The sequence below is a fragment of the Tardiphaga sp. 866_E4_N1_4 genome (genome assembly GCF_052076075.1).
Taxonomy (GTDB): Bacteria; Pseudomonadota; Alphaproteobacteria; order Rhizobiales; family Xanthobacteraceae; genus Tardiphaga; species Tardiphaga robiniae.
The window spans coordinates 6,207,822-6,228,377 of record NZ_CP197242.1; the positions used below are offsets into that span (position 1 = coordinate 6,207,822).

The following is a 20,556-nucleotide window of genomic DNA, read 5'->3' on the forward strand; positions in this document are numbered from 1 at the left end:
TTCGGCGCCGTCTCGAACCATGAATGGATGTGCGGCCATCCTTCGAGACGCCGCGCAAGTGTGCGGCTCCTCAGGATGAGGGGCCGAGTTCGCAGTCGCTACAAAACCGGCGGCTTCTGCAACTGGAAGTGCTTCAGCAGATCCACGAATGCCGATAGCCGCCCCTCGCGATAGGCATCGACATCGAGCCCCTCATAATTGAGGAAACCTTCGCCCGTCTTGAGGCCGATGCGGCCTTCGGCCATGTTGCGGCCGACGATCTCCGGCGACGCGTAGCGGTCGTTGTTCAGCGCGCCGGTGAGATACTTGCTGGCGTAATACAGGATATCGCCGCCGCCCCAATCGACGAATTCCAAGAGGCCCAGTACTGCGAAGCGGAATCCGAAACCGTATTTGATCGCCTTGTCGATATCCTCGGGGCTCGCAACGCCTTCCTCGACCATGCGCGCGGCTTCATTCATAGCCATCGCCTGGATACGCGGTACGATATAGCCGGGCGTCGCGGCGCAAACTACGGGGACCTTGCCGATGCCTTCGAGCATCTCCTTCACCCGCGCGGTGATCGCCGGATCTGTCTTCGCACCCGGCGAGACTTCGACCAGCGGCACGAGATAGGCCGGGTTCAGCCAGTGCGCGTTGAGAAAGCGCTCGGGATGGTCGACGGCGCTGGAAATGTCGTCGACGAGAATGGTCGAAGTCGTGGAAGCGATGATCGGCGAGGGGCCTGCGAGCTTTGACGCGCGCGCGAGCGCATCGCGCTTCTGGTCGAGCACTTCCGGGACGCCTTCGAAGATGATCGCCGAACCGCTCAGTGCGGCACCTGCGCCGGCTTCCGGCACGACGCTGACGCGCGACACCAGCGTCTCGATGTCAGCTTCGGTGAGCAGGCCGAAACGCGCCATACTGGCAAAGGTCTTGCGGATCTCGCCCAGTGCCTCGGCTTCCAGTGCCTTGAACTTGTCCGCGTCGCGCGCCTTGAAGTCGACGATCGCAACATTGTGGCCGGCATAGGCAAAGGCAACGGCAATGCCGCGGCCCATACGGCCCGCGCCGAGACAAGCAATGGCGGGACGGGCGCTCATGCGGCAAAGCCTTCGCGCAGTAGCTTCAGCAGCGCGGCCTGATCGAGATCGCCGAAGCCGAGCGACGCGAGTGTGCGGCCGCCTTCAAGGAAGTTCTCGCCACAGATGGCGCCGCCGATGGCGAGGAACGCCTTGACCAGCGGTGTCTCGACGCCCGCGAGCGTGGCGCAGGACAGGAAGAACGACAGGCCCGTGCGCAGATCCTCGCGCATGTAGCGGTGCTCGGTGAGCACGATGTGCTCGCGCCAGTCACCGCTGTCGGTGAGACGATCATGCGAGCCGCGGCCATACATCCACTCTTCGCCTTCCTTGGCGTAGTGATCCGCCAGCGGGAAATGCGCGCCGTTGTAACCAAAGGCCTCGCGGATGGCGATGCGCTCGGCGTCGAGCTGGTCGGTGACGCGGCGGATCGCCGGCTGGGTGCCTTCCTTGTGAATGTCCCAGGTCGGGAAATGCTCCAATGGCCCGGCATTCATCACGATCAGCGGTGGATGAATGATCGGACCGGCATTCATCAGCGCACCGGACAACGCATCACCACACGGCTCGATGACGCCGGGGAAGGCCCTGTCGATGACCTTGCAGGCATAGTCCATCATGTGAAGCGGGAACACGCCGGTCGGCAGACGCTTGGCGCGGATGGTGATGGCGACCTCGAACGGGCCGTGCTTACGCGCGAGCCAGGGCAGTGTACCGGTTTCCGCAAAGGCGACCTTGGCCGTGTTGCCGGCGTCATGTGCGGCCTTGGCAAAGATCATCGAGCCGAAGGTCGCCGGCGGCAGATAGACGACCTGACCATCCTTGAGATACGGCGCGATCCGTTTGGCGATATCAGGCTGCGCAAAGGCGGGTGCGGGGCACAGGATCAGTTCGACGTCCTTGATCGCTTCCGCAATGTCCGTCGTTACCAGCGTCAATTGCGTATCGTGCGTGCCCTGCGCATTCTTGACCTTGATGCGCGAGCCGGCCTTGTTGTGCTCGGCGACAGCCTCGGCGTCGCGGCGCCACAGGCGGACGTCATGGCCCTGCAGTGCGAAATCACCCGCGGCTGCGAACGAACCGTTGCCGCCACCCAATACTGCGATCTTCATCTTCGTCCTCTAAGTTCTAGCGTAGGATGGGTAGAGCGAAGCGAAACCCATCGCTCTGTGCCGTGTCGTTGATGGGTTTCGCGAAGACGCTCTACCCATCCTACGAAGGATTGTCCTGCTTCAGTTTGAAATGCTGCACCTTGCCGAGCGCGGTGCGCGGCAGGTCTGTGACGAATACGATGTCGCGCGGCTGCTTGTAGCGGGCGAGCTGTGTCAGAACATGAGCCTTCAGCGCTTCGGCACTCACGCTGCAATTCGGCCGCAGCAGCACATAGGCGACTGGTACTTCCTGCCATTTCGGATCTGGCACGCCGACGACGCCGCAATCGGCGACATCGGGATGTTCGAGCAGTACGCGCTCGACCTCGGCGGGATAGACGTTCTCGCCGCCGGAAATGATCATGTTCTTCTTGCGGTCGTGGACCCAGAAATAGCCATCATCATCGCGCGTGCCGATATCGCCGGTGCGATACCAGCCATCATGCAGTGCCTCGCGCGTCGCAGCCTCGTTGCCCCAGTATTCGAAGAACACATTGGGGCCGCGCACCGCGATCTCGCCGGTCGCTTTGGCTGGAAGTTCATTGCCATTGTCGTCGATGACCACGGCTTCGCAGCACAGGCCGGGCAAACCCGTCGATCCCGTACGCGACAGGTCGCCGCCCAGCCGCGTATAGACCGCGATCGGGCAGGTTTCGGTTGAACCATAGACCTGCAGCACGGGAATGCCGCGCGCTGTCAGGCGTTCGATCAGATGCGGCGGCACGATGCTGGAGCCGGTGGATGCGGCCTTGAGGCAGGACACGTCGGTCGCAGCCCAGGCGGGATGCTCGCTCATCGCCTGAATGATCGCGGGTACCCAAACGGTCAGGGTGGGTCGCTCCCGCGTGATCGCTTCCAGCGTGGAGTCGGGTGTGAAGCGCGCATGGATTGTTACGGTAGCGCCGTGATGCAGCGCCGGCGTGGTCTGGATGTTCAGGCCGCCGACATGGAAGAAGGGCAGCACGGTCAGGACATGATCGTCTGACGTGAGGCCATGCATGTGCTGGCTCATCACGCCGTTCCACAGCAGCGCTTCCTGGCGCAGGACGGCGCCTTTCGGGCGGCCTGTAGTGCCTGACGTATAGACGATCAGCAGCGGGCAGGAGAGGTCGGTATGCGGATTGCGGCCATCTCCGGAAGCGCGGGACAGCAGTGTGTCGAATGTCTGGCCGGGGGCATCAGGCGCGAAATCGAACGCGATCACGCGCGTATCCGGCAAGTCCTTCGCAAGCGACGGCAGGATCGCTGCAAAGCTTTCTTCGAGCACCAGCACCTTCACGGAGGCGTCAAAGAGAATGAACAGTTGCTCGGCGACTGCGAGCCGCCAGTTGAGTGGCACCATGATCGCGCCAAGCCGGGCACAGGCATAGAGCAGAACGAGATAGTCCGGCCTGTTCATGCTCAGGATTGCGACGCGATCACCGCGACCGACGCCGCATTCCGCCTTCAACGCCTTCGCCGTCGCCTCGATCCGCGCGTTGAACACGGCATAGCTGAGCGTCTCGCCCTCGAAATGAATCGCGGGCTTGTCCGGCGTGAATGCGGCGTTGCGGGCGATGAGGCTGGAGAGATCCACGATTACTCGTCTTTCTCACCGGCCTCATAGAGTGCCTCGCGGCCGATACGGTCGAGGCAAAGCTCGGCGGTCCAGGGCAGCATCAGCGCACCGCAGCGGCTGTCGCGATAGATGCGCTCCAGCGGCAGCGTCTTCAGCATGGCCTGACCGCCGCAGGTGCGGATCGCCAGTGCCGCAAGTTCGTTGGCGCCTTCCATTACGGTGTACTGGGCGGCGTAGGCGCGTAGCACCTGCTCCTTTGACGGATTGGCGCAGGCCTCGGTCACGGCCTGGAACCAGGTCGACTTGAGCTGCTCGAGCTTGATCTGCATCTGCGCCACGGCGATCTGCTTGGTCGGATACATCCGGCGCTTGACTGGCGGCATGCCCGGGATTTCGCCGCGGAGATACTTCACGGTGAAATCGTACGATGCCTGCGCGAGACCGACGTAAGTCGGCGACAGCGTCAGGAACATGTGCGGCCAGCGCATCGCGGCCTGGAAGTAGACGCCGCGCGGCATCAGCGCTGCATCTTCCGGCACAAACACGTCCTTGAAGATCAGCGTGCGGGAGACCGTGCCGCGCATGCCGAGTGGATCCCAGTCGCCAACGACGGAGACGCCTTCGGACTTGGCGGAAATCGCCAGATACAGCGTGTTGCGGCGCGAAGCCTTCTCACCCTCAGCGACTTCGGTGCAGAGCACGCCGTAGTAATCGGCGAAGCCCGACAGCGACGCAAAGATCTTCTTGCCGTTGACGATCCAGCCGCCTTTGACGGGCTTCGCTTCGGTTCCGAACGCAACGCCGCCGGCGGCTGCTGCGCCGCCTTCGGAGAACGGCTGCGAATAGATCGCGCCGTCTTCGACGATGCGCTTGTAGTGGATAGCGCGGCGGCGGTGCTGTTCGGCGCGCATCTGGTCATCCATGTCTAGGTCATCGGCCAGCGGGCCGGACCACAGCGTCGAGCAGACATGCATGTTCCAGGTCAGCGCGGTGGCGCCGCAATAGCGGCCGATTTCGGCAGCAGCCAGCGAATAGGTCTGATAGCTGGCGCCCGAACCGCCATTTGCTTTCGGGATCGAGATGCCCAGCAGACCCGCCTTGTGCAGGTCCTTGTAGTTCTCCAGCGGGAAGGTTGCCTCGGTATCCCACTTCGCCGCGCGACCGGCGAAGTTAGCCTGCGCCAGCTCGCGCGCCTTGGTGATCAGTCCGGCCTGTTCGTCATCGAGACGATAGGCTTTCGGATCGAACATCGGCTTGTCGAGGACGATGCTGTCGAGGTCTGGCTTACTGGCGGGCTTGTTCATGAGGATGACCCCGAAAGGTTGTGGCTGGTTTTGAGGAAGTCGGCTAGTACTTCGTTGAATTCGTGCGGACGTTCGAAACTGGCGAGATGGCCGACGCCCTCGAGTTCGACATAGGTCGACCCGGGCACGAGGCCCGCCATCTTTGCCATCGTCTTTGCCGGCGCGTTGTTGTCTTTCGATCCGGATAGGACTAAAGTCGGTATTTTGATGTCCGCAAGGTTCTTGCGCAGATCGAAGCCGATCATCGCCTTCATCGAGGCGCGGTAGGTGTCGGGCTTCACAGCGGCCATGCAGTCGCGTGCGAGTTCAAGGCCGGCAGGATCCGGATTGTCGCCGATCAGGCCAGCCACCAGCTTCGGCGCCATCGACACCATGGTCTCGCCGCGGTCGAGCGGGCCAAGCCGGGCATCGATGAAATTCTTCTGCCATTCGCCGTCGGAGCTGCCGAAGGCGGAGGTGGTCTGCGCCAGCACGATAGCGCCGGCGAGATCGGGATAGTCCACCACGAAGCGCTGCACGATCATGCCGCCAATGGAATGGCCGACCAGCACCGGCTTCCTGGCGCCAATCTGCGCGAGAAAGTCCTTCAGGGCTTCGGCGAAGCCCGGGATGCTGGGCGTCTCAAGTTGCTTCGAACCGCCATAGCCCGGCGAGTCCCAGCCGATGGCGTAGTAGCGGTCGCCGAACGCCTCAAGCTGGTTGCGCCAGCCGCGGCCCGCACCGCCGATCCCATGCAGAAACACCAGCGGCGTTGCCGCGGAATCGCCTTTGGCTTCAAAGCCGAAGCGGCCGTCCTTCGTCGTCAGGGCTGCAGAATTTGGCACGCATAGGCCTCCTGTGCTGTCGGACAAGGGTGATCCTAGCATGTCCGAGATATATGAAAAGCGATAGTTTTAGACTTAAAGGGTTGTGGATTGCCTTATCCGGAGGCACGTCGTTGTTAGAGGTCAGGTCTCCGAGTGACGGACCATGCGCCTTCCGCTTGGCGATGTTGTGATGTCGGTCATCGCCCTTGTCCGAAATTTCTTTAGGTTTAAAACAATGTCGATTGCCGATGCATCGAGGGAGGAAGCCATGTCCGATCAGTCATTTTTGTCCTGGCCGTTTTTCGAAGACCATCACCGCGAACTGGCCACGGGTCTGTCGCGCTGGGCCAAGGCGACGTTGCCCGGTCTGGTCGATCACCATGACGTCGATGGCTCCTGCAAGCGTCTGGTGAAGGCGCTGGGTGACGGCGGATGGTTGCGCGCAGCGGTACCGGCAAGCCATGGCGGCATGTTTCCAACCTTCGATGTGCGCTCGCTGTGTCTGATCCGCGAAACGCTCGCCTATGAGAGCGGTCTTGCCGATTTCGCGTTTGCGATGCAGGGACTCGGCACCGGCCCGATCAGTCTGTTCGGCTCGGAAGCATTGAAGTCGCGCTATCTGCCGCGCGTCGCCAGCGGTGAGGCCATTGCAGCGTTTGCACTGTCGGAGCCCGATGCAGGTTCGGATGTCGCTGCGATGACGACGACGGCGGTGCCCGATGGTCCGGATCATGTCCGCATCAACGGCCTCAAGACCTGGATTTCCAATGGCGGCATTGCCGACCAGTATGTGGTGTTTCTGCGCACGGGCGAATCCGGCGCGCGCGGCATCAGCGCATTCGTTGTCGACGCGGATACGCCCGGCTTCACCATTTCGGAACGTATCAACGTGATCGCGCCGCATCCGCTGGCCACGCTGAAATTCGAGGATTGCCGCGTGCCTCTGGCGAACCGCATCGGCAAGGACGGTGAAGGCTTCAAGGTCGCGATGGCGACACTCGACGTGTTCCGTTCTACGGTCGGTGCTGCCGCGCTCGGCCTCGCACGACGCGCGCTCGATGAAGCGCTGCATCGCTCGGTCACGCGAAAAATGTTCGGTCATACGCTCGGTGATCTGCAACTGACGCAGGCTGGCCTCGCGGAGATGGCCACGTCAATCGATGCCTCCGCACTGCTGGTCTATCGCTCGGCCTGGACCAAGGATCAGGGCGCGGCGCGCATCACACGCGAAGCCGCCATGGCCAAGATGTTCGCGACCGAAGCGGCACAGACAGTGATCGACCGTGCTGTGCAGATTTTCGGCGGTCTCGGTGTGCAGTCGGGCGTCAAGGTCGAGGAGCTCTATCGCGAGATTCGCGCGCTGCGCATCTATGAAGGCGCAACCGAAGTCCAGAAGGTCATCATCGGTCGCGAGCTCATCAAGGCGGCGCAGACCAATTGAGCGAACAGGCGAGCCGATCACGGCTCGCCTGACACTTCACGCGGCCGTCGCTTCCGCTTTGTAGTTCGGCGCCGATGCGAGAAAACGCGCATAGGCATCGGCGTCCGGCGGTGTGAATTTCTCCACCAGCGCACCGCGCCGTTTGCTGGTGGCGCCCATATCGTCGAGCAATTCGTCAAAATGCTTGAAGTGATAGGGCGCGACGCACAACCCGCCATAGACGCCGGCTGCGGGGCGTTCGACGCGCTTGAAATGCAGCATCTCGTCCATGTTCTGGTGCATCGCGGCTGCCGTCGGCTGCTTCGCCAGTTTGCCGTCGGCATAGCGCACCAGCCAATTGGCAGCCATTTCCGCCGTGAGCACCGAGCAGAAGCTGGAATTGAAGCCGACGAAACCCATGTCCGGCAGATCTGGATTGGCGATCACGCGATACAGCCGATACTGCCCGTCATCCTGGATGAGCTTGTCGCGATATTGCTGCGGCAAGAATGGCACGCCGAGTGCGAAGCCGATTGCCAGCACAGCAACGTCAGCTTCGACGCGCTGGCCGCCTGACATCACGATGGTCTTGCCGTCATAGTGATCGAAGGTGCCACGGATCGCCTTGATGCGTCCATCAGCGACCATCGGGAAGAAGTTAGGTGTAGCGATCGGCACCGAGCAGTTGATGCCGTCCTCGATGCGCCCTTCCGGCACCATGTCGCATTTCTTCAGCTTGAGCTGGGCCTTCAGCATGGCCTCCAGCCCGCGCCAGTTGGCCCAGATGAAAGGCTTGGCAATGGCATGGTTGACCTTCGACAGCGCGCTCAATCCCCAGCCCCGAAACATCTCTTCCTGCGCGCGGATATAGAGGATGCGCTTGAAGTTGATCAGGCCGCCGATGAAATAGGGAATGCGCCACACCGGCTCGCGATAGACAAAGGTAACGGCGCTGGCACCGGCATTGACCGAATGCACGGCGATATCAGTGGCCGATTTCGAGCCGCCGAGCACGACGACCTTCTTGCCTTTGACGATAGATGAGTCCGTGTGCTCCGCCGAATGCAGGATCACGCCGCCGTCGGCCTTGAACGCGTCCTCGCGGGGGTGATGTAGCTCCTTGCGTTTGTTGAATTGCCCGATGCAGACCGCCACGAAATCGAATATTTCCTGCGCGGTGTTACCAGCCGCATCGCGTGTCTCAAGCGCCCAGCCGGGCAGGCCATCGTCGCGGCGTTTCATGTTCACGACGGTTGTGTTGAAGCGCATCAGCGGGATCAGATTATAGTCGCCTGCATAGTCTGTGAGATAGGCATGGACCTGCGGTCCCTTCGGCCATTCCGGATAGCACGCCGGCATCGGCTTGCCGGTGAACCGATAAAGTTCCTTGGGGCTTTGGGTCTGCACCTCCGGATAAGAGCGGGCGGGCTCCCATACGCCGCCGAGATCGCCGCTGCGTTCCAGCACCGTGACCTTGTGCCCGTGCGCCGTGAAGGATTTGGCGGCGGCAAGGCCGGCAATGCCGGCGCCGATGACGCAAACACTCTTCTGTTTGACCATGGCTTATCTCCTGTTTGAATGCAGCGACGGATCGCGGGCGCGCGGGTTTACACGCGTAGGTACTGGCCTGCGCGGGACGTTCGCGACGTGTGATGTTAGGTCCGGTCGTCGAAGTTAGTCGTTGGCTTCCGGCGGCAAGAAGTTCACTTCATGCTCGGCAGAGACGCGGACGATGGCTTCGATGTCGCTCATATTGTGCAATTGCTTGAACAGGGCTTCGAGCTTCTGTGTCGGTGAGACCCAGAACAGCGCGCGAGCCGGTTTGTCCGACTTGTTGAAATAGCCATGCGGAATGCCGCGGGGCAGACGGACGAGGTCGCCGGCATGGGCGCGGACCCACTGACCGTCCAGCTTGAGGTCGAGCACGCCTTCCTGCACTAGGATGAACTCTTCCTGGGTCGGATGGATATGCACCGGCACGAACTGGCCGGGATCGCTGTTGGTCTCGAAGGCAAAGGTGGAGTCGGTCACGGCCTTCGGGAAATAGACCTGTCCAAGGATATTCCACGTGGTGCCGTTATATCCCGTGCCGTTCTGGGTAATGCCTTTTTCAAGTGCCGCCATGGTCCTGCTCCCTTGGGTTTCACGTCTGCAAGGATGCTGCGTGACCTCGGGGCCTGTCTCTAGCCGTTGAACGAATCCGCTATCCAAACGACGAAATAATTACCGGCGCAGGCGAGGGCGCGCGGCCACGCTGCGCTGCACACTCATCTTTGGAAGACGCCGGCCTGCGCATTCGTTGTGCAGCACGGCAATATTTGCGGCGCGGCGCCGACTATGCGGCGTGATGCGACATGGATAGTCTAGGTTTCAAATAACGCAGGCGATCGGACCATGGTGTTGGACGCAGCCGTATCGAGGAATGCCCATCCGGCCCGCGCCGCAAGGCTTGCGGCGTTCTCCCGCGTCTTCACCAGGGATATCGACGAGGCTGCCGATTCGATCGGGCGCATCTTCTGCCCGCATGCGCTCGATCCCTTGCAGCGCTCCTGGCCGGATTTTCACGCGCTCCACAATTGCGCGGCGTTCGATGGATTCTCGGTGAACTACGTCTCCTATGGCGGTTCGGTATCGATCGACCCTGGCTGTCTCGATCGGTTCTTCCTGTTGCAGATCCCGCTGCATGGCGGTGCCCGTATCAATACGGGTGGCCGGACGATCGAGGTGTCGGCGGGGCGTTCCGCGTCCTTGCTGTCACCGACCATGCCGACAAAAATGGTCTGGCAGGACGATTGCGCAAAATTGATCCTGCTGGTTGAACGACGGCTCGTCGAGGAGCGCGCGGCGGCGCTGGCAGAGAAATCTGGTGCCGTGATCGAGTTTGATCCGGAGGTTGACCTCAATACGTCGTTTGGTCTCGCGATCCGATCCCAGATCGAGTACCTGGCTGATCTCGCGGAACATCGCGGGCCAGGGCAGCAGATATCGCCCATGATGGCGGCGACCCTGCGTGACTCCGTGATTGGACTGTTGCTGACCGGTCAGCGTCATACGCTCACCGACACCATCGACCGCACCCTTGCGCGCCTCGGTCCGCTGCCATCAGTGCTGAGAAAGGCACGGGACTATCTTCAGGTTCATGCCACTGAGCCGCTCGATCTCGATCGGCTCGCGCGCGCGGCTGGCATCGGGATACGTTCGCTGCAGCTCGGCTTTCAGAAGCATTTCGGCATGTCGATTTCCGATGCGCTGCTCGATATCCGGCTGACGCACTTGAATGCACGACTGTTGCGGGGGGCACCGGGCGAGCGGGTCATCGATATGGCCTTCGATCTCGGCTTTACCCATCCGAGCCGGATGGCCAGCTTCTACCGTGCCCGTTATGGCGAGAGCCCGTCGGATACGCTCCGCCGCAGCCGCTAGCAGCATGGCCTGCCTGTTTCTTGCAAAAGCTTGAAGTCTAAAATAATATCCAGGCAGGCTCATGGAGAGCCTGCGGAAGGTGACGCATGTCCGGATTGTCTCGCTCCTCCCACGCACTGGTGACCGGCGGCGGCCGCGGCATCGGCCGCGCCATTGCAGCATCGTTGGTTCAGGCCGGCGCGACCGTCACCATCCTGGGTCGCAATCTTGCAGTGCTGAACGAGGTCGTTGCCGCTGGTGACGCGCACCATGCGATGGCCGCCGACGTGTCCGATCAAGCCGCGCTGAATGCCGCGATTGCGGATGCCGCGAAACGCCAGCCGATCGATATTCTGGTGGCGAATGCGGGTGCTGCGGAGTCTGCGCCATTCGTGAAATCGGATGCAGCACTGTTCCAGCGCATGATGGACGTTAATTTCATGGGCGTCGTCTATGCAACGCAGGCTGTGCTGCCCGAGATGGTCAAGCGCAAGAGCGGCCGCATCGTCGCGGTTGCTTCGACGGCTGGCCTCAAGGGCTATGGCTATGTCAGCGCCTATAGCGCTGCGAAACATGCTGTCATCGGCCTCGTGCGCTCGGTGGCGCTGGAAGTCGCGAAAAGCGGTGTCACTGTGAATGCAGTGTGCCCAGGCTTTACCGAGACTGATCTGCTCGAAGGCAGCATCGACAACATCATGAGCAAGACTGGCCGTACGCGCGAACAAGCTGTTGCCGAATTGGCGAAGCACAATCCGCAGGGCCGCCTGGTGACGCCCGGCGAGGTCGCGGATGCCGTGTTGTGGCTATGCGGCGCGGGCGCCAGCTCCATCACCGGTCAGAGCATCGCCGTCGCGGGCGGCGAAGTCTGATCGATACGCAACAACAAGAACCGAACGAATTACTGGGAGCCAATATGTCAGTCATGGTCAAGAACAAGGTCGCCAATCCCGTCACGCTGCCGCTGGCCGAGTTCAAGCCTGAGCATTTCCTGCTGGCGGTGGCCGATTGCATCGCGACGGTGACGCTGAACCGGCCCGAGCGTAAAAACCCGCTGACCTTCCAGAGCTACCGCGAATTGACGGATTTCTTCCGCGCCTGTGCGATGGATGACGACGTCAAGGTTGTGGTCGTCACCGGTGCCGGCGGCAACTTCTCGTCGGGCGGCGACGTATTCGAAATCATCGGCCCGTTGATTGAGATGAACACCAAGGATCTGACGGCCTTCACGCGCATGACCGGCGATCTGGTCAAGGCGATGCGCGCCTGCCCGCAGCCGATCATCGCCGCAGTGGAAGGCATCTGTGCCGGCGCCGGCGCCATCATGGCGATGGCCTCCGACATGCGTCTGACTGCGACCGGCACCAAGGTCGGATTCCTGTTCAACAAGGTAGGCCTCGCCGGCTGCGACATGGGCGCCTGCGCGATCCTGCCGCGCATCATCGGTCAGTCCCGCGCCTCGGAGCTGCTCTATACCGGCCGCTTCATGACGGCCGAGGAGGGCGAGCGCTGGGGCTTCTTCAGCCGCATCGTCGCGCCGGCGGAGGTGCTGAGCCAGGCGCAGACACTGGCCAGGCAGATTTCCGAAGGCCCGACCTATGCCAACACCATGACCAAGCGCATGCTGTCGATGGAATGGGCGATGTCGGTCGAAGAGGCGATCGAAGCCGAGGCGGTGGCGCAGGCACTGTGCATGACCACGGAGGATTTCGCCCGGGCGTTCCATGCCTTCGCGAACAAGCAGAAGCCGAAGTTCGAGGGTAATTGAGACACACGCACCGTCATGCCCGGGCTTGACCCGGGCATCCATCTTTGGCGGCAATGCGGGTGGTAAGATGGATGGCCGGGTCAGGCCCGGCCATGACAGAGTTTCAACAAGTCGCCTCGCGCGGGCGCGAGCAAATTCAAGATGCATCGCGCCGACTGATAATTTGATGTGCATCAAAGCTGGCGAATTGCCGGTTTGTCAGGCTTGCCAGGAATTGTTTTAGGTTTAAAATATCTCCATCCAGGCACGACTGCGGAGGTTGTCATGAAGATCGCGATTATCGGTGGCGGGCCGGCGGGCCTCTATTCTGCGATCCTGCTGAAGAAGCAGCGGCCGCAGGCAGAGATCACGGTTTACGAGCGCAACCGTCCCGACGACACCTTCGGCTTCGGCGTGGTGTTTTCCGACGCCACCCTCGATAATTTCGAGAAATACGATCTTCCAAGCTATCAGCGCATCACCCAGGAATTCGCTTACTGGGATGATATCGCCGTGCACTTTCGCGGCACGGTCCACCGCGTCGGCGGCAACGGCTTCTGCGGCTGTTCGCGCCGCACGCTGCTGATGATCCTCCAGGACCGTGCCCGCGAACTCGGTGTCCATCTGCTGTTCGAAGTCGATATCACCGACGAAGCACGTTTCGCCGATGCCGATCTGATCGTGCTGGCTGATGGTATCAACAGCCACTTCCGTAACAAATATATCGAGCACTTCGCGCCCGAAGTAGATTTGCGCTCGAACAAGTTCACCTGGATGGGTTCAACCAAGCCGCTCGATGCTTTCACCTTCCTGTTCCAGGAGACCGAGTGGGGTCCGTTCATCGCCCATGCCTATCAGTATGAGGCAGGCCGCTCGACCTGGATCTTCGAGACCGATCCTGAGACCTTCAAGCGCGCCGGCCTGGAAGGCCTCGGCGAGCAGGAATCCGCCGATCGGATGCATGAGATCTTCAAGTGGTTCCTCGGTGACCACAAGCTGCTGATCAACCGTTCGATGTGGCGCAACTTCCCGATGATCCGCAACAAGCGCTGGGTCAAGGACAACATGGTGCTGCTCGGCGACGCCAAGGCGACGGCACATTTTTCCATTGGTTCGGGCACCAAGCTCGCCATGGAGGATGCCATCGCGCTGCATGATGCGATGGCGAAGGCGCCCACTGTCGAGGCCGGGTTGCACGACTACGAACACGGTCGCCGCGAGGAGGTCGAGAAGATCCAGCATTCAGCGGACGTGTCGCTGGTCTGGTTCGAGCACGTGGATCGCTTTTGGGATTTCGACCCCGTGCAGTTCGCTTTCGGCGTCATGACCCGTGCCAAGGCGATTACCTACGATAACCTGACGCTGCGCGCGCCGGACTTCGTCAAGGAAGTCGACAAGTCGTTTGCGCAGAAGGTGCAGGCGCAGGGCTTCGACGTCGATGTCGATAAGCCGGAAGTGCCGATGTTTCAGCCGTTCAAGATGCGGGATATGGTGCTTGCCAATCGCGCCGTAGTGTCGCCGATGTGCATGTATTCGGCGGAAGAGGGCGTGCCGAACGATTTCCATCTGGTGCATTATGGCTCGCGTGCCATTGGCGGCGCCGGTCTCGTCTTCACCGAAATGGTCTGCGTCGGCCGTGACGCACGCATCACCCCCGGCTGTGCTGGTCTGTGGACCGACGAGCAGGAAGCGCAATGGAAACGCATCGTCAATTTTGTGCATAGCACGTCGGCTGCGAAGATCTGTCTGCAGCTCGGCCATGCCGGTCGCAAGGGCGCGACCAAGCTGATGTGGGACGGCATGGACCGCCCGCTCGCCGATGGCGCTTGGGACATCGTGTCGGCGTCGCCGCTGGCCTACTACCCGGACAGTCAGGTACCCGCGGAAATCGATCGCGCCGGTATGGACCGCGTCAAGGCGGAGTTCGTAGCCGCCACGATCCGCGGTGAGCGCTGTGGCTTCGACATGCTCGAGATGCACACGGCGCACGGCTATCTGCTGGCGAGCTTCCTGTCGCCGCTGACTAACAAGCGCACCGATGAATATGGCGGCTCCCTTGAGAACCGGCTGCGCTTTCCGCTCGAAGTGTTCGAGGCCATGCGTGCGGCATGGCCGGCACACAAGCCGATGTCGGTTCGCTTCTCGGCGACCGACTGGGCCGAAGGTGGCAACACCGGTGACGATGCGGTGCAGATCGCCCGTGCCTTCGCCGAAGCCGGTGTCGACCTCGTCGACATCTCGACGGGGCAAACCGTCAAGGAGTCACGGCCGATCTACGGTCGCATGTTCCAGACGCCGTTTTCAGATCAAATCCGCAACGAGGCGCGCGTCGCCACCATGTGCGTCGGCAACATCACGTCAGCGGATCAGGTCAACACGATCCTGGCCGCCGGCCGCGCGGATCTCGTCGCGCTCGGCCGTCCGCACCTGACTGACCCGTCCTTCACCATCAAGGCGGCGGCCTGGTATGGTGCAAAGGACGCCTATTGCCCGCCACAATATATGCCCGGCAAGGACCAGATTTTCCGCAACAGCGTCAGGGACAAGCAGGATTTCGAAGACCTGAAAATTAAGGCTAAGCCGAAGACCCGCGCCGAGATGCGTGCGGAGGCGGCAAAGCCACTTGCAGCTGAATGACTGGGCATGCGAGTTTATTGATCACAATCGTAGGATGGGTAGAGCGAAGCGAAACCCATGACTGCGGCGCGTATCGTTGATGGGGTTCGCAAGGGCTCTACCCATCCTACGGCATTGTATCGAGTGGAGTTGGGCTGATGAAAGCAATCATCGTGGGTGGCGGCGTTGGCGGTTTGACCACCGCCTTGATGCTGCGGGCGCGGGGCATCAATTGCGAACTCTACGAACAGGCTGACTCAATCCGCGAACTCGGCGTTGGCATCAACACGCTGCCACACGCGATCCGCGAACTCGCTGGTCTCGGTCTGCTCGATCGCCTCGATGCGGTGGCGATCCGCACCGATGAGCTGCATTATCTCAACCGTCACGGGCAGGAAGTCTGGCGCGAGAAGCGCGGCTTCGGCGCCGGCCATGACGTGCCGCAATTCTCGATCCATCGCGGCCGCCTGCAGAGTGCGATCCATCGTGCGGTGGAAGAGCGCCTTGGCGCCGAGGCGATTCACACCGGTCGTCGCCTGGGTCACTTCACGCAAGACGAAGGTGGTGTCACCGCTTATTTCTTCGATCGCAATAACAACCATGTCGAAACCGCGCGCGGCGATATCCTGATTGGCGCTGATGGTATCCACTCCAAGGTTCGGAGCACGCTGTTCCCGAATGAAGGACATCCGGTCTGGAATGGCCTGATGCTGTGGCGCGGTGCGCGCGACTGGCCGGCCTTCCTCACGGGCAATTCCATGATCGTCGCCGGCGGTCTCCATGCCAAGGTCGTGGTCTATCCGATCGCCGAGGGTGAGACGCCGGGCAACCGGCTGACCAACTGGGCGGTGCTGGTGAAGACCGGCGAGGGTGGCACATTGCCGCCGCGCCGCGAGGACTGGTCACGCCCCGGCAAGCGCGACGAATTGATGCCGCATGTGGCGCGTTTCAATGTGCCGCATATCGATGTGCCGGCGCTGATCACGGCGACGTCTGAGTTTTGGGAGTATCCCTGCTGCGACCGCGATCCCCTGCCATATTGGTCTGGCGGCCGCGTCACGCTGCTTGGCGACGCCGCGCATCCGATGTATCCGGTCGGCTCCAACGGCGCCTCGCAGGCGATCCTCGACGCGCGCGCGCTGGCCGACTCGCTGGCTCATGCTGAGCATCCGCGCCAGGCGTTGATGGCCTATGAGCGCAAGCGCCTGCCGATGACCGCGGAGATCGTGCGCTCCAACCGCCGCGGTGGCCCGGAAGGCGTGATCGATGCTGTCGAGCAGATCGCGCCGGATGGCTTCGACAATGTCGAGAACGTCCTGAGCTACGCCCAGCGCGAAGCTATCGTGAAGGGCTATGCGCACAAGGCAGGGTTCGCGGCGTCGCCAGGACTTGCCGTGGTGAACGGCTGATCTAGCTCGCTGCAAATCGAGAATTTAGCTTTCGTCATGCCCGGGCTTGTCCCGGGCATCCACGTTTTGGGCGCCGCTTAAGACGTAGATGGCCGGGACAAGCCCGGCCATGACGTCGATGATGGTATGTGGCCTGAACGAAGAGCCGCGCTTACGCGCCGGGAGGCGGCGGGAGGAAGTGGATGTTGTATTCGGCGGCGAGCGCCACAACGTCCTCGGGCTTCTGCTCCTTCATGTTGTGGATCGCCCAGAACAGGTCATACAGCCGGCGGCTCGGCGAAACCCAGAACAGCACCTTGGCGTTCTGATCGGACTTGTTGAAGATGCCGTGCGGAATTCCGCGCTGCAGGCGCACCAGATCGCCCGGCGTGGCCGAAGTTTCGGAGCCGCCGAGGAAGAAGTCGAGCTTGCCTTCGAGAATGTAGAGATACTCATCCTGGTCGGGATGGATGTGCGGCGGCACGAAGGTGCCGGGCGGGAAAGTGGCGTGCCACGAGAACGAATCCTCGGTGCAGTTCTTCGGCACATAGGTCTGGCCGAGGATGTTCCAGGTGATGCCCTGCATGCCTTCATTGGCGCGGGTGATGCCGGCGATCTCGGTTTTCATGGTTGGTCCTTCCTTGGGTCACGCATTACGACGCGTCGGGTGGTACTCGAAAACAATTGATCAAACGTGGAGGAAACGGTCCTTCACGGTGGAGTCGTTCTTGAGCTGCTCGGATGTGCCGGTCCACACGACGCGGCCCTTTTCGATCACTACATGACGATCGGCGAAGCCGGCGAGCGCATCGACATTCTTGTCGATCACCAGAATGGACTGACGCTCGGCCTTGAGCTTCTTCAGGCAATTCCAGATCTCAAGGCGAATGAGCGGGGCGAGGCCTTCGGTGGCTTCATCGAGAATGAGCAGCTTCGGATTGGTCATCAGCGCGCGGCCGACGGCCAGCATCTGCTGCTCACCGCCCGACAACTGCGTGCCGAGATTGCTGCGACGTTCCTTGAGGCGCGGAAACAGCTCGTAGATCTTGTCCAGCGTCCAGCGTGCCGGCGGATGCCGCACGGCGGCGGTAGCGACCAGGTTTTCCTCGACGGTCAGCGTCGGAAAGATCTGACGGCCCTCGGGCACGAGACCGATGCCTGCCTGGGCGATGCGATAGGACGGCAACCCGGCCATCGGCTTGTCGTCGAATGTGACGGTGCCGCCGGTTGGATGGATCAGGCCCATGATGGCGTTGATGGTGGTCGTCTTGCCCATGCCGTTGCGACCGAGCAGGGTAACGACTTCACCGGCATTGATGGTGAGTGAGATATCGAACAGCACCTTGGCCGCGCCGTAAGCCGCCTGGAGATTTGAGACTGAGAGCATCAGGCGGCCTCCTCGCCGAGATAGGCAGCGCGGACTTCCGCATTGTCACGAATGCTCTGCGGCGAACCGGAGGCGATGATGCGGCCGTAAACAAGGACCGAGACGCGGTCAGCCAGTGCGAACACGGCGTCCATATCGTGTTCGATCAGCACGATGGGAAGCTCCTTGCGCAGTTCCTGCAACGTGTTGATCAGTCGCTGCGATTCATCGTGGCTGGTGCCGGCGAGCGGTTCGTCGAGCAGCAGCAGCTTCGGCTTTGCAGCCAGCGCAATGGCGATTTCGAGCTGGCGTTTCTCGCCATGCGACATCTGCCCAGCCGGCACGCCTGCGCGAGCGGCGAGGCCGAAGCGCGACAGCAGGGTCATGGCGCTGTCGTTCAGCGCCGGCTCCTTGCATGCATTGCCGAAGAAACTGAAGCTCGAGCCGCTGCGCGCCTGCACGGCGATGGCGACATTCTCTAGCGCCGAGAAGCGTGGCAGGATCGAGGTGATCTGGAACGAGCGCACCAGGCCCATCCGCGCGCGCTCCGCCATCGGCAAACGCGAAACGTCCTGTCCATCCAAGATGATACGGCCGGAGTCTGATTGTGCATGACCGGAGATCTGGTGGATCAGCGTGGTCTTGCCGGCACCGTTGGGGCCGATGATGGCGTGCAACTCGCCGGCTTCGATGTTCAGCGACACATCGTCGGTGACGCGCAGGGCGCCGTAGTTCTTGCAGATGTTCTGCAGCTGAAGCGGAGCGCCGCTCATGACTTGCTCCCGAACAGTCCGGTGATGCCGCCGCGGGCATAGAGCACGACGAGAATGAGGATGGGTCCGAAGATCAGTGCCCAGTTCTCCGTGTAATGCGACAGGATATCTGCGAGCAGGCTGAACACGGCTGCGCCGATGATCGCGCCATGCAGTGAGCCGAGACCGCCGAGCACGAGTACGAAGATCAAGTCGCCAGAGCGCTGCCAGGCCGTATAGGCCGGGCTGACGAACTCGGTCTGGTTGGCCAGCAAAAAGCCCGACACGCCAGCAATCATGCCGGCAATGACATAGGCCGTGAGCTGATAGCGATACGGCGCAAAGCCGATCGCTTCCATGCGTACGGGATTCTCGCGAATGCCGCGTAGCACCCGACCGAAGCGGGACGCGACGATAGCGCGGAGCAGCAGATAAGCGCCGAGCAGCACGCCGAAGGCGACATAATACATTGCCACGTCGTTCTTTAGGAACTTGGAGCCGAAGAACATGCTGCGCGAGGCCAGCGTCAGCCCGTCGTCGCCGCCATAGGCAGCCAGCGAAGTGCCGAGGAAGAACAGCATCTGGCCGAAAGCCAGCGTGATCATGATGAAATAGACGCCCTTGGTTCGCAACGAGATCGCGCCGGTGAAGAGAGCGAAGAGGAGGGAGACGCCGAGCGCCACCGCAAGCTGGATGAAGCCGTCGGTGATTCCGTGGCTGGCAAGGATCGCGACGCTGTAGGCGCCGAGGCCGACATAGGCGGCATGGCCGAATGAGATCATGGCGCCGTAGCCGATCAGCAGATCGAGCGACATGGCAGCCAGCGCCAGGATCATGATGCGTGTGATTAGCGCGAGGATGAAGCTTTGCGATCCCCACAACACCGAGAGCGGCACCAGGGCGAAGATCGCGAAAACGATCAACGGTAATACATAGGCGCGCCTGGCACGCGGCGGCGTAGCGAGAGCAGGGGTAGGGTCGAGGTCGACGAGATTGTTCATGATCTGCTCCCGTTACTGCTTGGACGGGAACAGGCCGGATGGCCGGAAGAACAGCACCGCAGCCATCAGGATATAGATCAGCATCGGCGCAATGGCGCGGCCGGTCTGGCTGGCCGCCGAGGGATCGAGCAGCAGCTTGAGCAGCGTGGGCGCGAAGAAACGTCCGAGCGTATCGACGAGACCGATCAGCAGCGCCGCGATGAAGGCACCGCGGATCGAGCCGATGCCGCCGATGACGATCACCACGAAAGCAAGAATGAGCACGTTGTCGCCCATGCCGGGCTCTACCGAGAGGATCGGTGCAACCATGGCGCCGGCGAAGCCCGCAAGCATGGCGCCGACGCCGAACACGATGGTGAAGAGCAGGCGGATGTTGACGCCCAGCGCGGAGACCATGGCAGCGTTGCTGGCGCCGGCACGCACGAGCATGCCAAGCTTGGTCTTGTTGACGACGAGATAGAGCGCGAGGCCGACAGCAAGACCGACGGCGATGATGACGAGACGCCACACCGGATATAGCATGCCGTCGGTGATCTCGACCGCGCCCGACAGCGCGTCAGGAATTGCAACATTTAGCGGCGCAGCGCCCCAGATGTATTTCACAGCCTGATTGAGGAAGATGATGACCCCAAAGGTGGCGAGCACCTGATCGAGATGGTCGCGATCATACAAATGTCGAAAGATCAGGACCTCCAGCAGGAGCCCGAAAATCAGGGCTGCTGGTAGCGCCAGTGCGAGGCCGGCGACGAAACTTCCGGTCATGGCGGTGAAGGCGGCGACCAGATAGGCGCCGACCATGTATTGCACGCCATGTGCAAGATTGATGAAGTCCATGACGCCGAACACCAGCGTGAGGCCGGCGGCGATCAGGAACAGGATCAATCCGAACTGCAGGCCGTTCAGGATCTGGACGAGGGCAAGCGTGAGGGTCATCAGATAACTTGGTTTCTATACTGAGATAAACACGGGCCGATAAAACACCGGGCC

The 20,556-nt window shown here is 61.7% G+C and carries 18 protein-coding genes; 6 read left to right on the top strand and 12 right to left on the bottom strand.

Going from position 1 to position 20,556, the window contains the following annotated elements:
* Positions 1-98: 98 nt before the first annotated feature.
* The 5 genes from AB8B20_RS29800 to AB8B20_RS29820 all read right to left on the bottom strand — a co-directional run bounded on the left by AB8B20_RS29800 (position 99) and on the right by AB8B20_RS29820 (position 5,898).
* Positions 99-1,082, bottom strand: coding sequence for a 3-hydroxybutyryl-CoA dehydrogenase (locus AB8B20_RS29800; protein WP_439070737.1), 984 nt, complete (start codon positions 1,080-1,082; stop codon positions 99-101).
* Positions 1,079-2,173: an NAD/NADP octopine/nopaline dehydrogenase family protein gene (locus AB8B20_RS29805; RefSeq protein ID WP_439070738.1), complete on the bottom strand. Its 1,095-nt coding sequence runs from the start codon at positions 2,171-2,173 to the stop codon at positions 1,079-1,081. Before AB8B20_RS29805 ends, AB8B20_RS29800 begins: the two co-directional genes overlap by 4 nt.
* Positions 2,174-2,273: 100 nt before the next feature.
* Positions 2,274-3,788: a class I adenylate-forming enzyme family protein gene (locus AB8B20_RS29810; protein ID WP_439070739.1), complete on the bottom strand. Its 1,515-nt coding sequence runs from the start codon at positions 3,786-3,788 to the stop codon at positions 2,274-2,276.
* Between the two features lie 2 nt (positions 3,789-3,790).
* Complete coding sequence (locus AB8B20_RS29815) at positions 3,791-5,074, bottom strand: acyl-CoA dehydrogenase family protein (protein WP_439070740.1); 1,284 nt, start codon at positions 5,072-5,074, stop codon at positions 3,791-3,793.
* On the bottom strand, positions 5,071-5,898 hold the full coding sequence (locus AB8B20_RS29820) for an alpha/beta fold hydrolase (RefSeq protein ID WP_439070741.1): 828 nt from the start codon (positions 5,896-5,898) through the stop codon (positions 5,071-5,073). Before AB8B20_RS29820 ends, AB8B20_RS29815 begins: the two co-directional genes overlap by 4 nt.
* A 250-nt stretch (positions 5,899-6,148) precedes the next feature.
* On the opposite strand from AB8B20_RS29820, the gene AB8B20_RS29825 reads away from it, so the two are divergent.
* Entirely contained in the window at positions 6,149-7,321 is a 1,173-nt protein-coding gene (locus AB8B20_RS29825) for an acyl-CoA dehydrogenase family protein (RefSeq protein ID WP_439070742.1), read from the top strand.
* 36 nt (positions 7,322-7,357) lie between these two features.
* Here AB8B20_RS29825 and AB8B20_RS29830 read toward each other — a convergent pair whose 3' ends face one another.
* Positions 7,358-8,860 (bottom strand): flavin-containing monooxygenase, encoded by a 1,503-nt coding sequence (locus AB8B20_RS29830; protein ID WP_439070743.1) that lies wholly within the window; start codon positions 8,858-8,860, stop codon positions 7,358-7,360.
* 114 nt (positions 8,861-8,974) lie between these two features.
* Positions 8,975-9,424: a cupin domain-containing protein gene (locus tag AB8B20_RS29835; RefSeq protein ID WP_092150797.1), complete on the bottom strand. Its 450-nt coding sequence runs from the start codon at positions 9,422-9,424 to the stop codon at positions 8,975-8,977.
* A 270-nt stretch (positions 9,425-9,694) separates the two neighbouring features.
* On the opposite strand from AB8B20_RS29835, the gene AB8B20_RS29840 reads away from it, so the two are divergent.
* The 5 genes from AB8B20_RS29840 to AB8B20_RS29860 all read left to right on the top strand — a co-directional run bounded on the left by AB8B20_RS29840 (position 9,695) and on the right by AB8B20_RS29860 (position 16,471).
* Positions 9,695-10,723, top strand: coding sequence for an AraC family transcriptional regulator (locus AB8B20_RS29840; protein WP_439070744.1), 1,029 nt, complete (start codon positions 9,695-9,697; stop codon positions 10,721-10,723).
* A gap of 86 nt (positions 10,724-10,809) precedes the next feature.
* Complete coding sequence (locus tag AB8B20_RS29845) at positions 10,810-11,571, top strand: SDR family NAD(P)-dependent oxidoreductase (RefSeq protein ID WP_439070745.1); 762 nt, start codon at positions 10,810-10,812, stop codon at positions 11,569-11,571.
* Positions 11,572-11,624: 53 nt separating this feature from the next.
* Complete coding sequence (locus AB8B20_RS29850) at positions 11,625-12,467, top strand: enoyl-CoA hydratase family protein (RefSeq protein WP_439072978.1); 843 nt, start codon at positions 11,625-11,627, stop codon at positions 12,465-12,467.
* 264 nt (positions 12,468-12,731) lie between these two features.
* Complete coding sequence (locus AB8B20_RS29855) at positions 12,732-15,083, top strand: bifunctional salicylyl-CoA 5-hydroxylase/oxidoreductase (protein WP_439070746.1); 2,352 nt, start codon at positions 12,732-12,734, stop codon at positions 15,081-15,083.
* A gap of 137 nt (positions 15,084-15,220) precedes the next feature.
* Positions 15,221-16,471 (top strand): flavin-dependent oxidoreductase, encoded by a 1,251-nt coding sequence (locus AB8B20_RS29860; protein WP_439070747.1) that lies wholly within the window; start codon positions 15,221-15,223, stop codon positions 16,469-16,471.
* A gap of 151 nt (positions 16,472-16,622) precedes the next feature.
* On the opposite strand, the gene AB8B20_RS29865 is transcribed toward AB8B20_RS29860, so the two are convergent.
* From AB8B20_RS29865 to AB8B20_RS29885, 5 genes are read right to left on the bottom strand one after another with little or no spacing between them, the layout of a single operon-like run.
* On the bottom strand, positions 16,623-17,078 hold the full coding sequence (locus AB8B20_RS29865) for a cupin domain-containing protein (RefSeq protein WP_089267419.1): 456 nt from the start codon (positions 17,076-17,078) through the stop codon (positions 16,623-16,625).
* Positions 17,079-17,138: 60 nt separating this feature from the next.
* A complete protein-coding gene (locus AB8B20_RS29870; protein WP_120288982.1) occupies positions 17,139-17,837 on the bottom strand; it encodes a branched-chain amino acid ABC transporter ATP-binding protein in 699 nt (232 codons plus the stop codon).
* Complete coding sequence (locus tag AB8B20_RS29875) at positions 17,837-18,589, bottom strand: ABC transporter ATP-binding protein (protein ID WP_439070748.1); 753 nt, start codon at positions 18,587-18,589, stop codon at positions 17,837-17,839. The genes AB8B20_RS29870 and AB8B20_RS29875 overlap by 1 nt, the downstream gene beginning before the upstream one ends.
* Positions 18,586-19,569: a branched-chain amino acid ABC transporter permease gene (locus AB8B20_RS29880; protein ID WP_439070749.1), complete on the bottom strand. Its 984-nt coding sequence runs from the start codon at positions 19,567-19,569 to the stop codon at positions 18,586-18,588. The genes AB8B20_RS29875 and AB8B20_RS29880 overlap by 4 nt, the downstream gene beginning before the upstream one ends.
* Positions 19,570-19,581: 12 nt before the next feature.
* Positions 19,582-20,502 (bottom strand): branched-chain amino acid ABC transporter permease, encoded by a 921-nt coding sequence (locus AB8B20_RS29885; protein ID WP_089267415.1) that lies wholly within the window; start codon positions 20,500-20,502, stop codon positions 19,582-19,584.
* Positions 20,503-20,556 lie beyond the last annotated feature (54 nt).

What these genes read in the sequence shown, in the direction of transcription:
- AB8B20_RS29800 (WP_439070737.1), bottom strand. Translation starts at nt 1,082, where the DNA reads ATGAGCGCCCGTCCCGCCATTGCTTGTCTCGGCGCGGGCCGTATGGGC.
- AB8B20_RS29805 (WP_439070738.1), bottom strand. Translation starts at nt 2,173, where the DNA reads ATGAAGATCGCAGTATTGGGTGGCGGCAACGGTTCGTTCGCAGCCGCG.
- AB8B20_RS29815 (WP_439070740.1), bottom strand. Translation starts at nt 5,074, where the DNA reads ATGAACAAGCCCGCCAGTAAGCCAGACCTCGACAGCATCGTCCTCGAC.
- AB8B20_RS29825 (WP_439070742.1), top strand. Translation starts at nt 6,149, where the DNA reads ATGTCCGATCAGTCATTTTTGTCCTGGCCGTTTTTCGAAGACCATCAC.
- AB8B20_RS29830 (WP_439070743.1), bottom strand. Translation starts at nt 8,860, where the DNA reads ATGGTCAAACAGAAGAGTGTTTGCGTCATCGGCGCCGGCATTGCCGGC.
- AB8B20_RS29835 (WP_092150797.1), bottom strand. Translation starts at nt 9,424, where the DNA reads ATGGCGGCACTTGAAAAAGGCATTACCCAGAACGGCACGGGATATAAC.
- AB8B20_RS29840 (WP_439070744.1), top strand. Translation starts at nt 9,695, where the DNA reads ATGGTGTTGGACGCAGCCGTATCGAGGAATGCCCATCCGGCCCGCGCC.
- AB8B20_RS29845 (WP_439070745.1), top strand. Translation starts at nt 10,810, where the DNA reads ATGTCCGGATTGTCTCGCTCCTCCCACGCACTGGTGACCGGCGGCGGC.
- AB8B20_RS29850 (WP_439072978.1), top strand. Translation starts at nt 11,625, where the DNA reads ATGGTCAAGAACAAGGTCGCCAATCCCGTCACGCTGCCGCTGGCCGAG.
- AB8B20_RS29855 (WP_439070746.1), top strand. Translation starts at nt 12,732, where the DNA reads ATGAAGATCGCGATTATCGGTGGCGGGCCGGCGGGCCTCTATTCTGCG.
- AB8B20_RS29860 (WP_439070747.1), top strand. Translation starts at nt 15,221, where the DNA reads ATGAAAGCAATCATCGTGGGTGGCGGCGTTGGCGGTTTGACCACCGCC.
- AB8B20_RS29865 (WP_089267419.1), bottom strand. Translation starts at nt 17,078, where the DNA reads ATGAAAACCGAGATCGCCGGCATCACCCGCGCCAATGAAGGCATGCAG.
- AB8B20_RS29870 (WP_120288982.1), bottom strand. Translation starts at nt 17,837, where the DNA reads ATGCTCTCAGTCTCAAATCTCCAGGCGGCTTACGGCGCGGCCAAGGTG.
- AB8B20_RS29875 (WP_439070748.1), bottom strand. Translation starts at nt 18,589, where the DNA reads ATGAGCGGCGCTCCGCTTCAGCTGCAGAACATCTGCAAGAACTACGGC.
- AB8B20_RS29880 (WP_439070749.1), bottom strand. Translation starts at nt 19,569, where the DNA reads ATGAACAATCTCGTCGACCTCGACCCTACCCCTGCTCTCGCTACGCCG.
- AB8B20_RS29885 (WP_089267415.1), bottom strand. Translation starts at nt 20,502, where the DNA reads ATGACCCTCACGCTTGCCCTCGTCCAGATCCTGAACGGCCTGCAGTTC.